Source organism: Lactococcus sp. SK2-659 (assembly GCF_020218185.2).
In the GTDB taxonomy this organism is placed as follows: Bacteria; Bacillota; Bacilli; order Lactobacillales; family Streptococcaceae; genus Lactococcus; species Lactococcus lactis.
Genome location: NZ_JAIWQZ020000001.1, coordinates 882755 through 898773 on the forward strand (window position 1 = coordinate 882755; position 16019 = coordinate 898773).

General features: G+C 35.8%; 11 protein-coding genes. 1 reads left to right on the forward strand and 10 read right to left on the reverse strand.

Annotated elements, in window-relative coordinates; all coding sequences use genetic code 11:
* Positions 1-7: 7 nt before the first annotated feature.
* Positions 8-2284 (reverse strand): DNA helicase PcrA, encoded by a 2277-nt coding sequence (gene pcrA, locus LDP15_RS04120; RefSeq protein ID WP_015426326.1) that lies wholly within the window; start codon positions 2282-2284, stop codon positions 8-10.
* Between the two features lie 156 nt (positions 2285-2440).
* On the opposite strand from pcrA, the gene LDP15_RS04125 reads away from it, so the two are divergent.
* Positions 2441-3217: a rhomboid-like protein gene (locus LDP15_RS04125; RefSeq protein ID WP_010905769.1), complete on the forward strand. Its 777-nt coding sequence runs from the start codon at positions 2441-2443 to the stop codon at positions 3215-3217.
* On the opposite strand, the gene LDP15_RS04130 is transcribed toward LDP15_RS04125, so the two are convergent.
* The 9 genes from LDP15_RS04130 to LDP15_RS04170 all read right to left on the reverse strand — a co-directional run bounded on the left by LDP15_RS04130 (position 3162) and on the right by LDP15_RS04170 (position 16013).
* A complete protein-coding gene (locus LDP15_RS04130) occupies positions 3162-3791 on the reverse strand; it encodes a DUF998 domain-containing protein (RefSeq protein ID WP_015426325.1) in 630 nt (209 codons plus the stop codon). The genes LDP15_RS04125 and LDP15_RS04130 overlap by 56 nt on opposite strands.
* Positions 3778-6543 (reverse strand): phosphatidylglycerol lysyltransferase domain-containing protein, encoded by a 2766-nt coding sequence (locus LDP15_RS04135; RefSeq protein ID WP_015426324.1) that lies wholly within the window; start codon positions 6541-6543, stop codon positions 3778-3780. The genes LDP15_RS04130 and LDP15_RS04135 overlap by 14 nt, the downstream gene beginning before the upstream one ends.
* Before the next feature lie 121 nt (positions 6544-6664).
* On the reverse strand, positions 6665-7909 hold the full coding sequence (locus LDP15_RS04140; RefSeq protein ID WP_225513297.1) for an XcbB/CpsF family capsular polysaccharide biosynthesis protein: 1245 nt from the start codon (positions 7907-7909) through the stop codon (positions 6665-6667).
* 19 nt (positions 7910-7928) lie between these two features.
* Complete coding sequence (locus LDP15_RS04145; protein ID WP_151316426.1) at positions 7929-8114, reverse strand: hypothetical protein; 186 nt, start codon at positions 8112-8114, stop codon at positions 7929-7931.
* Positions 8098-9729 (reverse strand): transglutaminase-like domain-containing protein, encoded by a 1632-nt coding sequence (locus LDP15_RS04150; RefSeq protein ID WP_225513298.1) that lies wholly within the window; start codon positions 9727-9729, stop codon positions 8098-8100. The genes LDP15_RS04145 and LDP15_RS04150 overlap by 17 nt, the downstream gene beginning before the upstream one ends.
* A gap of 47 nt (positions 9730-9776) precedes the next feature.
* On the reverse strand, positions 9777-10523 hold the full coding sequence (locus LDP15_RS04155; protein WP_015426321.1) for a class A sortase: 747 nt from the start codon (positions 10521-10523) through the stop codon (positions 9777-9779).
* Between the two features lie 118 nt (positions 10524-10641).
* Positions 10642-11727, reverse strand: coding sequence for an FAD:protein FMN transferase (locus LDP15_RS04160; RefSeq protein ID WP_015426320.1), 1086 nt, complete (start codon positions 11725-11727; stop codon positions 10642-10644).
* Between the two features lie 83 nt (positions 11728-11810).
* A complete protein-coding gene (gene gyrA, locus LDP15_RS04165) occupies positions 11811-14300 on the reverse strand; it encodes a DNA gyrase subunit A (RefSeq protein ID WP_042230292.1) in 2490 nt (829 codons plus the stop codon).
* 246 nt (positions 14301-14546) lie between these two features.
* Positions 14547-16013 (reverse strand): APC family permease, encoded by a 1467-nt coding sequence (locus tag LDP15_RS04170; RefSeq protein WP_012897722.1) that lies wholly within the window; start codon positions 16011-16013, stop codon positions 14547-14549.
* Positions 16014-16019 lie beyond the last annotated feature (6 nt).

Below are 16019 nucleotides of genomic sequence, written 5' to 3' on the forward strand. Positions count from 1 at the left end.
ACTTTTTCTATTTTTTCTCAATTGGAGCCATTGCTGCTAATAAACGTTTCATTCCGACTTCTGGGAAATTAATCTTGAGTTCCATATTTTTACCAGAACCAGAAATTCCTAATACCATACCTTCGCCCCATTTACGGTGAATCGCTGTATCGCCAATTTGCCAATCTTCTGTTTCAGAATTATTAATCGTCGCTTGAGCTGCAGTTGGATTAATGACTGCTTTTCTTTGATGAAGCGCATCTGACATCGAAATCCCACTGGCAAAACCACCAGATTTATAAGAAGCATTAAAGCTTGAATTTGCTTTACGAGCAATCCCAGCATATTCTAGTAATTCATCATCAATTTCCGAAATAAAACGGCTGGGACGATTATAATTCGTTTTACCATAAAGCACACGTTGATTGGCATTCATTAAGTAGAGCGTTTCTTCTGCCCGTGTAATTCCAACATAAGCCAAACGTCGTTCTTCTTCTAACTCATCAATATCTTCATTTACCCGTGATAAAGGAAAAATGTTTTCTTCCATTCCAATTAAGAAAACAATTGGAAATTCCAAACCTTTTGCCGCATGCAGGGTCATCATTGTTACTTGGTCAGATTCTTCCTCATAAGCATCTGTTTCAGAAAGCAAACTAACTTCGTTAAGGAAACGGCTCAACTTATCTAAACCAGTTTCAATAATTGGCTCTCCTGTTTCTTCATCTAGAGGAATTTCTGATTTTTCATCAAATCCTTTAGTTACTGACAAGAATTCTTCAATATTTTCAATTCGTGCTTGATTTTCGATACTTGGCATCATTTGCAAAGCTTTGACATAGCCAGTACGCTCTAACATTTCTTCAACTAATTCTGTGATTGTTGAACTTTCACTATGTGTTCTCAACAAATCAAAGGCCATTGCCAAATTATAAATCTCACCAGCCGCTTTTCCACGAATATCGGATAACATAATATCAAAACTTGAATCTGCTAAAGAAAGTCCACGACTGTCAGCAAAACGACGTAATTTTTCTAATGCCCCCGGACCGACTCCTCGTTTAGGTTCATTAACAATTCGTTCAAAACTCATATTATCTGCTGGATTTGCTACTACGTTTAAATAAGCAATAACATCACGAATTTCCTTACGTGAGTAGAATTTCGTTCCCGCAACCATTGTATAAGGAATATTAGATTTAACAAAAGAATCTTCAATTGTCCGAGACTGAGCATTAGTCCGATAAAGCACAGCATAGTCAGCATAAGAACGTCCTGAACGAACACCTGATGTGATAATTTCAGAAACCTTATTTGCTTCTTCTTGTTCATTTCCAGCACGAAAATAAACAATCTTATCTCCAGCATCATTTTGCGTCCAGAGCTCTTTTGGTCGACGTTTTAAATTATTTTTTATAACATTGTTTGCCGCATCAAGAATTGTTTTTGTTGAGCGGTAATTTTCTTCGAGCAAAACAACTTTAGCTTTTGGATAATCTTTTTCAAAGTCTAAGATATTTTGCATATCTGCTCCGCGCCAACCATAGATTGATTGGTCAGCATCCCCAACGACACAGATATTTTGAAAACGACTGGCTAAAAGTTTAACCAACTGATATTGTGCATGGTTGGTATCTTGATACTCATCAACATGAATATATTGAAATTTCCCTTGATAGTAAGAAAGGACATCCGGGTTTTCATCAAAAAGGCGCAACGTCTGCATGATTAAATCGTCAAAATCCATTGATTCTGCTTTTCGTAATTCTTTTTGGTAAATCTTATAAACACGCGCAACAACCATTTCGTATGGATGTCTAGCGCTTGTTTGAGCTTCATAAGCTGATTCATCTAATAAATCATTTTTAGCATTTGAAATCGCATTTAAAAGCCCTTTGGGTTCCCATTTTTTAGGATCTAAATTAGCTTCTTTCAAAATTCGTTTCATCAACGATTTTTGGTCCCCTGGATCTATAATCGTAAAATTACGATTATAACCAATATGGTCAGCATCACGTCTCAAAATTCTTACACACATTGAGTGAAAGGTCGCAATTAATGTATCTTGTGCTCTTGGAGTAAGTGATAAAGCACGCTCCCGCATTTCTTTTGCTGCTTTATTTGTAAAGGTAATCGCTAAAATATTCCAAGGATTAACCATTTTTTCATCAATTAAGTAAGCAATTCGATGAGTTAAGACACGAGTCTTACCCGAACCAGCTCCTGCCATAATCAATAAAGGCCCTTCTGTAGTTTGGACCGCTTCTGCTTGTTTTTCGTTCATTCCTTGTAATAGTGGATTCATTTTATTCTCCTAGCTGCAAATCATTATTAATTATATCATAAGTAAATCACTTAATGCGAGCCTCTTATAATCTTCTATTTTTATGGTCTAAGCCTAATAAATATGCTAACCCCTCCATAAGCTTTAATGGTATAATAAAAAGAAAAGGAATAAATTATGATTTTTTTATCAACTGTATTAATTTTATGTTGTACTTGGTATTTTTTAAAATTTTTAGCTCATTTTTCTCGTAAAATTCACGATGAGGTTCGAAAATTATCTGTCTATACTCATTTTCTTTCAAAATGGCTTCAGTCAGCCCCTGCAACATTTACCTATACCGCCATTTTTTGCGCTTTTACGCTAGTTCAAAGAACTGCACCGCAACACTTAATTAACATTCTAACGAACCATTCTTCAACAAGTATAGCCAGAGTTTCTGATAAACCAATCTCTACTTTTTTTGATAGTGCTTTTTGGGTTGCGGATAACGGAGCAGGTCTCCTCATTTATGTTGTCCTTTTTTGGACCGTTATTGCTTGGGCAGAACGAAAATATGGTTCACCAAGAATGATTGTCATCACATTGTCTGGTCATATTTTAGCCAGTCTCACTACTATTTTTCTTGAACTTTGGGCAATAAATAGCGGACGTGCTCCCAGTTCTTTAGCAATGGCAACTGATGTTGGTGTTTCATATATTTTAGTTGCTGGTTGCGCTGCTGCCATTCTTATAATGAGAAAACGAATGTTTTATATTGGACTTATAATTTTAGGACTATTTATCTTACTTCCGTTATTCGTTGAACATAGTATTTGGGATATGGGTCATCTATTTGCGGCTTTTTTTGGCTTTATTTCTGCTAGATTACTCCTTAAATTATCACCTGTGCGTACGGTCAGTTCTCCTTACGAACTTCTTTTGAAGTGCCGTTCAGAACTCTCCAACAAATAAAGACTAACCATATACCACCAAGCACCCCATTAATCTGTTGACCGAGAGGACCTACTAACTGAGGAATTGCACCCGCAATGAAAGAAAGCAAAGTTGTAATTACAAAAGCAATGGCCAAAAGGAAAACAAATTTATTTCGATAAACTAAAAGTGAAAAAATCACTCCTGTAAGAATAAATAATAAGGCTAAAACACTTAATCCGTCATGTAAAAAGAGTTCAGGTGCTTTAAGAGGATTAGGAATTCCCTCACTGTGAGCAATATCAGCATAAGGAAAAAGTGTAGCTAAGCCTGTTGCTGCACCAAATCCCGCAATCGAAAGAAAAATTATGAGAAGACGTTTGTCTTCTCTTTCATTTTGTTTAAAAAGTCCCCACGCAAGTATCAAAGAAAAACAAGCGAAAAGAATATCTGTTAAGGTGAATAATTGATGATAAGGTTGATCAAGTGCAGAAAGTCCACTCAAAAGACTTGAGTTAACTACAGTTGGATTTAACCAAAATGCAAGAATCCAAGCATTGTACAATAAGGCAGCACAAATAGCAATATTGATTAAGTAATTACTTTTTTTCATTTTCTGAATCTACTCCTAAATCAGCTGCTTCAGTTGGTAAATAGAACTCTGCCATTGCAAAAGCAGGCAAACCATAACTGAGCGCTCTTTTTAACTCTGGCAAAGCATCTTCATTAGCTTCAGGGTCTGGAAAAACTTCTGATGAATCCATTAGAACTTCATCTTCAAGTAGATTACTAAGAAGGTTCTTTAAGGATTCAATTGATTGATAAGCCCATAAAACTGTTACTTTTGAATTCTGAATAGAAAATACCTTATCATATCCCGCAGCCAATGCCAAATAATCCTGCTTATCTACTTCAACAAATCTGTTTGATAGCAAATCTCTTCTAATTCTTGATAAATATTCTGTCCGTTCAATAAATTTTGTATGGTCTATTTTTTCGATATCTGTCAGTTCTCTTAGTGTTTTAGAAAGCATTTTCCATGAGTTAACCCGTAGACTCAATTCACCTGTTTGCGTGCGCATCAGCGTTCCTTTAACAAGTACTCTATCACCAACGGTCACATCTTTTTTCCATATTGCAAAATTTTCTAAACGATTTTCTAATTCAGCATATTCATTAAGAGTGTCACGTTTTATAACCAATTGAATTTTTGCTTGATTATCTGCCAAATCTGCAAATTGCATTGCGCCTCGGCCACGCAAACTAATTAACTTCCCATGAATGCTATATTCTTTTTCATCAAATTCATCAACTGATTCAAATTTATTTCTAAGAGTTTCTACTGATTCGGTTTCGCTATCGGGAAGACTAAATGGTGGAATACCATTTTCTCTAAGATCATTTAATTTTTTTAGATAACTGTCATCATGACCAGCTTCATTCAATAATTCCAATCGCTTATTTTCTTCAAGTCGATGAACCTTTTTGATGAAATCTGATTTTTTCCACCAGCGATTTTCTGTTCTAGGGTCATAATCTCGTGAAAAGAAACTTTTGATTTTAGAAAAGATATTCGTCGGAACAAATCCTTCAGCTTGGCCAATTGCAAAAAGAACGGAAGTAAGAGAACCGCCATTATCATAACAAATATAACGAGTTCGCCATTCTGGCAAGTAAATATCATTTGAACGATAAAGTGATTCCAATTGGTACCAACGTGAAAAGAATTTCATTACAGTTCGTGCCGCTTTATCTAAGGCATTCGCTTGCAATGTTTCTCCGTTAATGAAGAATTGCCGTGCTGCCGCAAAGTTTAAACTAATTTCGCTTATCTCTTTTTCTTTAGCTGCTTCTATCAAACTACTAATCATGAAAGTGACAGCTCCATTCATTGCCTCAGGAGAACGTCTCATCGTATCAAGTGACAATTTATCTGACCCCACCGGAACAAAGGATAAAATTCCTTGAACTTTTCCAGCAGCATCGGATGCTGTTACAATCATTATTTGTTGGTCTGTTGGATCACCAAATCGACTTGAAGCCATTGAATAACCACGTTCATCACCATTTCGCCATTGTTCTGTTAATTTGGTTAAATCACTAAGTTCTGTAGCAGGAATTTCAGCCTGGCGACGAATCTTGACTTGATAGTTTTCTCTTTTTGCACGACGCATAACTTGTGCCACATCATGCATGGCTGGATTTTCAATAGAAAAGTCACGAACGACAACGACCGCCTCATCCCCGAATACAGTTGCGTTCAGCCCTAATTGAGCGTACATTTTTGCTCCTGCTTCAGAGGATCCAATAACGCCTGGTGTCCAGCCCTGTGCTCGTGCAAGGTTGAGAAATGCTTCTCCCGCACTTTTCCATGATTTTTCATCTCCGATTGGGTCGCCGCTGGCTAACAAAACATCTCCAAAAAGATGATAAGTGATGGCAGCTTTTTTATTTTTAGAAAAGATAGCTTTTTTATCTCTGCGAGTCGCAAAGTAAGCAAGCGAGTCATTATCACCATAATCTAGAATTAGCTGACGGATTGCTAATTCTTGTTTTGCATTTGCCGAAAGTTCTTTTTGAGTAGAGCGCGTAAAAATGAGAAATGCGCTGATAAAACCAAGAAGCATTATGACTGAAATTGTAGTACTGACCCAAATATTATTTCCAGAGCTGTACGGGAAAATTTCCTGACCAAAAGGAAGAAGGTAACGGAAATCACTGACAGATTCTCTAAAAACGTAAGCAATTCTTTGAGATAAGGATACAGAACCATGGAAAGTTAAAAATGAAACGATTACTCCGCCAATAATAGAGCAGACAAATCCTACAGCCGCAATAATTATACCTTTCCACCAAGTGCCATTCACAATTTTTGTTGGAAAGGCATTTCGAGATAAAATCATTAATACAGCTGTCGCAAGAGAAACAACTACTCCGAGAATAACAAATAAAAGTGAGAAGATAGAAAATTGTGACATGTCTAGTGCTTCTTTGGTCACAAATCCAAAGAAATAGGCCAATAAGAAAATAAGACCAAATGCAACAAAAGCTAATTGGAAATAGATAATTTCTATCCAAAGGGCTAATCTTCTCCGGTGTCGAATTGAGCTTGCTAAAATAAATAGAACAATTGCATTAAAAATACTAAAATCGGTAGGAAGGGCAAAAAGATAGAGGAAACCAGATAATAGTTTTTGAACAGGAGGCATCAACCAGCCGACAATCCCAACTATTAAAGCGTAAATTGAGGCAAATTGTAATAAATGCCCAAGAAGTTTTGCAGACTTATCCTGCCATGGTTTTACTCGTTTTAATCTTTGTTTTACCTTATCTTGCTTAACTTTAGCTGATTTTTTATTTTTCATAACTTCCTTCTATCAAATAACTTTTATCCAAAAATAATTAATATATGTCGTTATCATATCATTTTTTCAATAATTTTTCATCCATTTTTATATTTGGAGGATAATTAAAAACCTTGATTATTTACAAGGTTTTTTCATCTATCGTATTCTCTATTGAATCGCATCCATAAAGAAATTCATTAATTTTCATCAAGAGCAGAGGGATATTACGATTTACAAAATCTCCATGCATTTTCCCACCATAGGGCTGATAATCAAATTGTTCATCTGTCAACTTCATACGATAAGTTTTAAGTGCTAACTTCCAAGTTTTTAATTGAATAATAAATGGATAAGTAATCGGAACTTGAGGGCTTGTTATTACTTGTATTTTTTCAGCTGATAAATTTGTTTTTTCCAATAATTGATTGAGCTTATCTACGAATGAAACAGGAATACAATCAAACATTAATTGAACATCAGCAGATTGCAACCAGGGACTACGATCTACGACAGGGTCCATTGATACAAGTGCATAATTTCCAAGTAATCCATGATAAAGTGCACCCATACCCCCACGAGAAGAACCAGCACATAGTATATTCTCCCTAAGTATTCCTTCTTCTTTGGCTGTTTTTTCAATGAGTTCTTGAATATTCTGCTCATAATCTCCAAAGTTTGGGGTATTAAGATAATAAGAGCCATTAATTAAATTACTATCGGCAATTCTTAATACCACTGTATTTTTAGCAATAGATCCTGTAATTCCTTCAAAAGGATTAGGAAAGAAGTTTTCCCGAGCATTCCCGTGATTGTAGCTCAATAGTCCTGGGAACCAAACCAAAAGTTTTTTAGTAAAAAAATCAGGCTGGTTTTGCGAAAGCTCTAAATCATAAAAAACTCCTTTATATTGCTTTAACCCAATTTCTAAATCTTTTCTCTTAACAGCATAAGCCCGACCGGCATAATAACCGTCAATGGTTTTATTTTCTAAAAGAAGCTGACGTAATTTTTCATTTGCCACTGACCCTGTTTGCATACATGCTGCAATTAAATCATTTTCAATCGGGCAAAGGCTATCAAAATAATCATAACCGATTAAATCAGTAGCAATCAAAGCAACTTGAAAGTGTTCCATTCCTGGACGAAGCAAATGACTTTTTTGCATTTTTTCTATCTGACCTTCAAAAATACAAGTGACATGCCCTTGACTATCTAAAATTAATAGCCGCTCATTTTCAATTTTCCATGTTTGTTCAAAGTCACTATGCATTCCTTTTATCTTACCGTCAGGTTCAAATGACCAGATTCCCCATTTTGTATAGCTTGGCAATTGACAAAAATAAAATATTTTCCCCAGTAAAAAATTATATAATTCTTCATTCATTTTGTTTTTCCCTTTTTGTTTAATTTATGATGACTGTTGCATTTGCTTTTACGATTTGTCCTGTAATGTCTGTGAAATTAAATTGAATATTGTAGTTGCCAGGATAATCGGTAGCCCAATGAGTTTGTCCATCAACAATTATAGTTGGAACAAGGTAATGGATAGAAGACAGAGGGACTTGAGTTCCATTAACTATACTTAGCATTCACTATGGCGTTATACATCATTTTTTCATAATTTCCACTGCCAGAAGCTGCACTAACGGTTGTGGTAAGTAAAATTGGACTAACAGTAGTTACCAATACTGTTGAAGTAATTATATCCCCCGTGTTTGGGTCTTTAAAATTGAAATTAACATTATGAACTCCAGTATAATCTGTTGCCCAATAACTCAATCCATCGACAGTTATAGTGGGGACACAAAAGTGTATTTCTGATTGCGGAACTAAACTACCATCACTATAAACTGCATTCACAATGGAATTATACATAATATTTTGGTAGTTTCCACCACCAGAAATCGTTGTAATCGGCTGAGTAGTTAAGGTTGGATTAATCATCGATTTATTCATTAACGTTAATTTCCGAACATTACCAGTATGATAATATAAAGGTTGATTTGTTAATGTATTTATTCCAATCTTATCCTGAGTAGGAAGTTTATCCATACCTATAAGCCCTCTCCAACGTATATCATTATCGGCCCATGTATCATCAGCAATGTACCATTGTCCATTTACTTGAACCTCATTCCACTCGTGTCCCCCATTTCCAAAGGAAAGGTAAAAGCCATCAGTAGGTACATTTCCATTATTAATTTCTGTCACTGCTGGAATTCCAGCATAGATATAACCAAGTTCTGAAAGCATCGAATACTGCATGCAATCACCTTTGCCAGATAAAAAAGCACTAAACGCTTGACCATAATATTGGTCATGGTCATTGTCAACAATTTCATTTAAACGTGCACCAGATATAATATTATTTGCTTCCGTGCCATCTTGTTCTGCACCTGCAAGATCATAATTCATTAAATCATCAACGTAATCTTCTATTGCTTCTATTTTGTCAAAATCAGTATTTTTTCCTTCCAATACGTTACTGAAACCTTCCATAAGAGAGGTTGCTGATTTCAATTCATTTTCGCTGTAGTTAAAGTTTTTATATCCGCCAGTTAAAATATAATTTTTTTCTTCTCTGGCTTCAAAGCCTTTTGTCATATATGATATGTCATGTGCATAAAAGGCCATTAGTATATTTCCATTATAGTTATCATAAACAGCGTTATTATCAGAGTCCTCATCTACAATCGCATTCTTATTTAATGTATTTTCTATTTCACTTATAGGTAGTGACGACGACGGTAAAGAAACAGAAGTAACCTTAACTTCCTGACTGATTGAAGCTTTGGTAGAAGGGTCAACAAAAGAATAAGTTACCGAGTATATACCCGGTTTATCTGTAACCCAATTACCATAAGCATCAGTTGATATACTATACTTTATCGGCCCGTTGTAATAATCTACTCCCTCTACTCGGTTCCCCTTAGAGTCTATGGCAGTTACAACTGCTTCTTTAGCGTGATTATAAAAGTCACCACTAACAGCATATACAGTTAGGTTCTTAGTAACTAGTGTTGGGACGCTATCAGCACTAACGCTGTTTTCTTGAGAAAACATAGCCATAAGCATAAACGAACATATAAATAATAACCCTGTAAATGAATAAGTAATCTTTATTTTACAAATACATTTCATAAGTTTCCTTTTGTTTACTTTATTTACTAAGATAATTATACTATCATCTTCCTTCTTTTGCAATCGCTATCTTAAATAAAAAAACTTCGTATAATAACGAAGTTCTTAAATCAGAAATTTTTAATTTGATTATATTTGGTTTCAAATGCATTTTTCATGGTATCAGTTGCTTTATCATAAGGTGTCTTATCTACAAAAGTTCCATGTACAATGATTCGATGAGTTGCCTCAGCATCAGCACAGGTTACTAAAGTGATTTCTTTTTTACCTGGACTATCATTGATTACTTCAACATGTTCTGGCGTCACTACATCAATCTTATCAATTTTATACTGATAAATATTATCTTTATCAGTCACATAAATTGTCATTCCTGCTTTTGCTTTCTCTAACGGAGTGAATAAGATAGATAAGTCAGAAGTAAATCCAGTCATATTATGACCAGCCAAACTATAATTACCTTCACCCATGACTTCGTCAGCTTTCATTGTTCCCGCTCCATATAAAAGTGAAGTATTTCCAACCCCTTTAAAGATAGGAAGATTGATATTTAATTCGGGAATTGCAATACCACCAATTACAGGTAGAGGTTGACTATTAAACTGGTTAGTAATGACTGATTGAAAATCTACTGATTTTACCGCAGCAAAATCAAAACTTACATCAGCTTTTTTATTTTTTTCTATCTTTTCTTGTGAAACATTATGAAGTTGATATTTATTACTATTTGTTGCAATCAACATGTTACGAATTGGCTTATTAAAAATTAAGACTAATCCTACTATAAATAGAAGAACAATAAATGTATTTAACAGCCAGTTATATTTCCCTCTTTTAGTTTTTTTATGCTCTGCCATTTTTGCCCACCTTGTCTTTTTGTGTACTCTTTTTATTCATTGTACCATGCTTTAAGTTCTGAGTCAAAAGTTTTAATTGTTTTACAAAAAAATCTTGCGTATAGCAAGATTTAAACAATTATTTTAAGTTTGTAATATTACCAACTTCAAATGTTTTTTTATCTGAAAGCTGGAATTTGTCTTTCAGTCCAGGTGTAATATAAACCTTATTATCTTTATCAACAAATACAGCCTCAACATTTTTCAACTTTTCAACGTATTCGTAACCTTTTTTGGTTCCCATAGCGTATATCATTGTTGACAAACCATCACCATTGGTCTTATCTTTTCCTGAAATTAACAAGGTGATACTGGCAATATCATTCTCAAAAGGATAGCCTGTCTTAGGATTTAAAATATGACTGTATTTATGCCCATCAACTTCTAAATATCTCTCGTAAATTCCTGAAGTATTGACGTGCTCATTAGAAGCTTTAATAATCCCCATTTGAGTCCCAGTTGGATCATTTGGATTCTTAATTCCGATTGTCCACGGACTGTCAGCACCCCTCGGTGAATGACCAATCACATAAATCGAACTAGAACCCAAGTTGACAATCCCTGTGGTAACACCATCTTTTTTGAGTGAATCAACCATTTTCATGGCAACAAACCCTTTGACAATGGAACCCAAGTCCAAACGAGCACCTTTTTGTGTCAGATAAATTGTTTCATTTTTATCATCAAACTTTATGTCATGATAATTAATTAAAGGCAAAACTTGATCAATTTCTGATTGAGCAGGCTTTCTAGCGTTATCCATTCCAATATTCCAAAGACTTGTCAGTGAACCAATTGTAATATCATAACCTAAATCTTTAGCTGAATAGTTATAACCAGCTTTAACTAATTCATATACATTTGAATTCACCTTGATAGGTTTAATTCCTGCATTTTGGTTAATCTCATCAATTTGTGAACCTGATTGATTAACGGTTGTTAAATTATTGTATTCAACAGGAAGCTTTAGAGCCTTTTCAACTGCAGCTTCTTTTCCTTTGTCATAAACAGTAACTTTAATGTAAGTTCCCATTGTCGTCACGTCTTTATTAATTGGTGACGTTAATAAATTACGATTATCTTTTTGACTAGATTTTCCATTAGCGCAAGCACTTAAGCTAATTAAACTAAGTGCTACTAGAACCCAAATTATTATTTTTTTCATTCTCTAATTTTTACTGACAGAGCTGTCAGCACCATCTTATTCAGTCAGAAAGTCTGTCAGTAACTGGCAGACTTTCTTTTCAATTATTCTTCGTTATTGTCAGTAGAAATTGTTTCATCAGTAAGTTCTGGCGCATCAACTTCTTCATCTTCAATGACTGGATCTACAAGTGCAAAAGTTACAATTTGTGCTTCATCATCAAGTCGCATTACTTTAACCCCTTGGGCAGCTCGACCAGTTTGAGAAATGTTAGCCACATTTGTACGGATAATAACCCCTGTATCTGTAATAACCATCAAATCTTCGTCACCATTGACAGCAGTTAAACCAGCTAATTTACCAGTTCTTTCTGTGACATTCATGACTTTCATCCCTTTACCACCACGGCCTTTTGTTGGATATTCCGAAGCCTGAGTTCGTTTACCAAGACCATTTTCTGAGATGACAAGAACTTCTTGACTATCATCAATTCGTGAAGTTCCGACAACATAGTCGCCTTCTCTGAGGTTAACCCCTTTAACACCGGCTGCTGCACGTCCCATATCACGAACAGCTGCACCTTTAAAGCGAACTGAGTATCCCAAATGAGTTCCGATAATCACCTCATCTTCACCCGAAGTTCTAAGCACATTAATCAGTTCATCACCATCTCGGAGTTTCAAAGCCTTCAAACCATTTGTCCGAATATTGCTAAATTGACTGGTTGAAGTTCGTTTAACAATTCCGTTGCGTGTTGTGAAAAAGAGATATTTCGCCTCTTGGTCACGGTCAACATTGATGATTGTTGCGATTTTTTCACCGTCATCAAGCTTGAGGAGATTGACAATTGGCAATCCTTTTGCTGTCCGACCGTATTCAGGAATTTCATATCCTTTCATTCGGTAAACACGTCCAAGATTTGTAAAGAAGAGTAAATGATCATGTGTTGATGTAGATACCAAATGTTGAACAAAGTCATCATCAGACATTCCCATTCCTTGAACACCACGTCCACCCCGATTTTGGGCACGGAATTCGTCATTAGCTAGACGTTTGATATATCCTTTATTTGATAAAGTAATCAATACATCTTCTTCCTCAATCAAATCTTCATCTTCAAGAGTAAGAACTTCACCAACTAACAATTCTGTTCGACGTTTGTCAGCAAATTTACGTTTAACTTCTTCTAATTCTTCACGAATAATTTTCTTAACTCGTTCAGGTTTTGCCAAAATATCGGCTAAGTCAGCAATCAAAGCGACTAAATCTTGATATTCTGCCTCAATTTTATCACGTTCCAATCCGGTCAAACGACGCAAACGCATATCAAGAATAGCTTGCGATTGTTTTTCAGAGAGGAGGAATTCATCCATCATTGTTTTTTGTGCAATGGCATCCGTTTGTGATTCACGGATAATTGTAATGATACGGTCAATATTATCAAGAGCGATACGTAAACCTTCCAAGATATGTGCGCGTGCTTCTGCACGTGCTTTATCAAAGGCTGTACGACGTTCAACAACTTCTATTTGATGTTCAATATAATCAACTAAGATTTCTTTCAAAGAAAGAATTTTAGGAATTCCTTTTTCGATAGCCAACATATTGAAACCAAATGAAGTTTGCAAACTTGTTAGTTTGAACAGATTATTTAAGATAACGTGTGCTGATAAGTCACGACGAACTTCGATAACCACGCGAATTCCTTCACGGTTGGATTCATCACGAACCGCAGTCAATCCTTCAATTCGTTTTTCATGGTTTAAACGAACAATATGTTCAACCAAACGCGCTTTATTGACCATATAAGGTAATTCAGTCACAACGATACGTTCTTTTCCACCAGCCATTTCTTCAATGTGGGTTTTTGCACGTAATGTAATTGAACCTTTACCAGTTTCATAAGCACGACGAATACCGGATTTACCCATAACCAAAGCCCCTGTTGGGAAGTCAGGACCAGGAATCACAGACATCAAATCAGTAACTGAAGCTTCTGGATTTTCCATGAGCATATCTACTGCATCAATTGTTTCACCCAGATTATGTGGTGGAATGTTTGTTGCCATCCCAACGGCAATCCCTGTGGTTCCATTAACTAAAAGGTTTGGGAAACGAGCAGGTAAAACGAGCGGTTCACGTTCAGTACCGTCGAAATTGTCCATGAAATCAACGGTATTTTTGTTGATATCACGCAACATTTCCATGGCAATTTTACTTAAACGAGCTTCGGTATAACGCATCGCTGCGGCACCGTCTCCGTCCATTGAACCAAAGTTACCGTGTCCGTCAGCAAGCATATGACGATAAGACCACCATTGAGCCATACGTACCATTGCTTCATAGATTGAACTATCTCCGTGTGGGTGATATTTACCCATAACTTCACCGACAATACGTGCCGATTTTTTATGCGGTTTATCTGGAGTATTTCCAAGTTCATTCATTCCGTAGAGAATACGACGGTGAACGGGTTTTAAACCATCACGTACATCAGGAAGTGCCCGTGCAACGATAACTGACATTGCATAGTCACGAAATGACGTCTTCATCTCCTCAACTAAATTGACATTGATAACATTTTTGTCTTGCATGTTTGCCTTGTAAAATCTCATTAAAATGAAATTTTACTTTCCTTTCTTGCTTTCGGAAGAGTTTGCCCCAATTGACAAACAGATTATCTATATTATACCAAATTTTGCACGAAAAGTCAGCTTTTCTCATAGATATAGACTAGTTTTTACAATTAATCCTTAGATATTTTTAAGAATACTTATCCTTTTGTTTTAATCTAAAAAAAGCATCAAAAAAGCCCTGAAAAAATCAGGGATAATCTGGCTTTATTCCACATTGAGCGAATTTAAATCAAGACCATTTGTTTTGCGTTGTTCACGACGAGCAATGAAAGGCAAAAGCATACCAAGTAAAATTAAAACAATTGGTGTCAAAATATTCGATGCAAGTTGGAACCACCATGCAGATGGATTAGCAGCATAGTCCAATTTTGGAACCATCCCTAACACGCAGGCGATGAGTGTAAAGAGGAAACACCAAGCACCAGCAATCATGGCTAGACGTTTTTGTTTGATAAATTTATATTCAGATTGAAAATGTTTCACTGCCCGATTTAACATAATGAAGGCAAAGAAGACCCAAAGATAACGCATTGGCATCACAACTGAATTTAAATTAGTCAACCATTTGACTAATTCATTCATATCTCCGATTCCAAGTAACGGTAAAAGAATAATGATACTTACAAGAATCCCTGTTAATGTATAACCATTTTTAAGCGTTCCTTTGTTCGTTTTTTTACGCAACCATGCTGGAACGAATTCTGGGTCAGCATCAGCAAGTAAAATGCGTAATGGTGCATCAATAGAGAAAGCTAAGGCAGCAATTTGTCCTACACCGTTAGTTAAAGCATAAACAATCATTAAAAAGTTTCCGACACCAAAGTGTTGACCTAAAATTTGGAATGCTGCATATGCACCATTAGCCATCAAGTCATTTGGTAAATTACCGCTTGAGAAGATCATTCCCATGGCAATCGAACCTAAGACGGCACAGATACCAACCATTCCAGCAAGTAAAAACATCCCTCTTGGAAATTCTTTTGCTGGGTTTTTCGTTTGATTAACATAAGGAGAAATTTTTTCAGCACCACCGACAGCGAAAACTAGCATTGAGATAGTTGTGAAATAACTGAAGTCAAATTTAGGGATATAAGTTTTAATATTTCCCATGTCAGGCGTTGCAATATGGAAATCTTTTGCGATAAAAGGTGCTCCAATAGCCATGACAATGAAAAGTAAACTCATAACAAACATTGCTGTTCCCGCAAGCCCACCAATCACTTTAAGAGTATTTAACCCTTTTGTTGACAACCATAAGAAAGCTAAAAAAATTGCTAAGGAAGCCAGAGCAACAGCGGTCATTGACATCTGATTAACCAGATTTCCGTTTCCTTGACCCACCCAACCAAAAGCAATCAAAATCGCTTGTGGTTTTTGAGCCAAATAAGGAATGTGAACTACCCAATAAGTCCATGCGGCATAATAAGCCAAGCGTTTCGTACTGGTATTTTCAACCCATGAACTGACCCCACCTTTACTATCTTTAAAAGTTGAACCCAGTTGACCAACAATAAGTGCATAGGGAATAAAGTACAAAGCCAAAATTAACAGCCATGAGGTAACAACAGTAATTCCTTGTTGGGCAAAGTTATTGACAACATTCCCCATTCCCCAAACCATGTTAAAGGCAATGAATGCGACGGTAAACCATCTAATTTTTTTAGTGTCCATAAAACT